This window comes from Rothia nasimurium, assembly GCF_004569295.1.
Classification (GTDB): Bacteria; Actinomycetota; Actinomycetes; order Actinomycetales; family Micrococcaceae; genus Rothia; species Rothia nasimurium_B.
Genome location: NZ_SPQC01000106.1, coordinates 1 through 632 on the forward strand (window position 1 = coordinate 1; position 632 = coordinate 632).

A 632-nucleotide genomic window follows, 5' to 3' on the forward strand; every position below is an offset into this window, starting at 1 on the left:
GAGCCGAAAGACCGAAGCCCAGAAGAAAGCCCAGGGCGCCAATCTTGCGAAGGGCGCGAATGCTTCTAGGGCTGTGCGGAGTGCTCAGGCTATCGGGCGTAGGGCGCAGATTCAGGCACTCAAAGAATCGGGCTACAAGCAACGGGAAGTTGCCGAAAAGCTTGGTGTCAGCTTGCGAACAGTCAAAGGCGCTTGGAACTAAAACCAGAAGGTGCAATTTATGGAAGCTTAATCAGGGTATTACCGTTTTCAGACCCCAACACCCCGGCAGCACCTCCTGCGCCACTGAAGAAACCCGCTTCAAAGACCTCTCAACCCAGCCCAGACTCTCACCCTCATCTAGCATCAGTTCTAGCTCCTTCGCACCTGTTGCCAGTGCTACTGACCAGAACCAGGGCTGCTCTAAAAGCCCTAGGCTCACTTCTTGCAGCACTACCCGTTCAGCGGTACCTTGAACAATGCTTCGGACGGTCTCGGCGCTTAGGTATCCGTGCTCAGTGAAAGTAAGGTCGATAACTTCCCCGGTGGGGTTCTCTTCTGCCTGATCGAACAGGGGGATTTCAATCTTCATGACGGGGGTTCTTTTTCTCGTGATTTTTTCTCACGGCACCGTCCTTGGGTGCTGATGTGGT

Annotated in this window: 2 protein-coding genes; one reads left to right on the plus strand and one right to left on the minus strand. The window is 54.1% G+C overall.

The features are described from left to right. The coding region (locus E4U03_RS12580; protein ID WP_194210420.1) for a helix-turn-helix domain-containing protein at positions 1–202 on the plus strand (202 nt) is incomplete at its 5' end. 30 nt (positions 203–232) lie between these two features. Here E4U03_RS12580 and E4U03_RS12585 read toward each other — a convergent pair. Next, positions 233–571, minus strand: coding sequence for a hypothetical protein (locus tag E4U03_RS12585; RefSeq protein WP_135014062.1), 339 nt, complete (start codon positions 569–571; stop codon positions 233–235). Positions 572–632: the final 61 nt, after the last annotated feature.

Bases quoted from the DNA above. Each gene is read 5' to 3' on its own strand.
- E4U03_RS12585 (WP_135014062.1), bottom strand. From the start codon at position 571: ATGAAGATTGAAATCCCCCTGTTCGATCAGGCAGAAGAGAACCCCACC.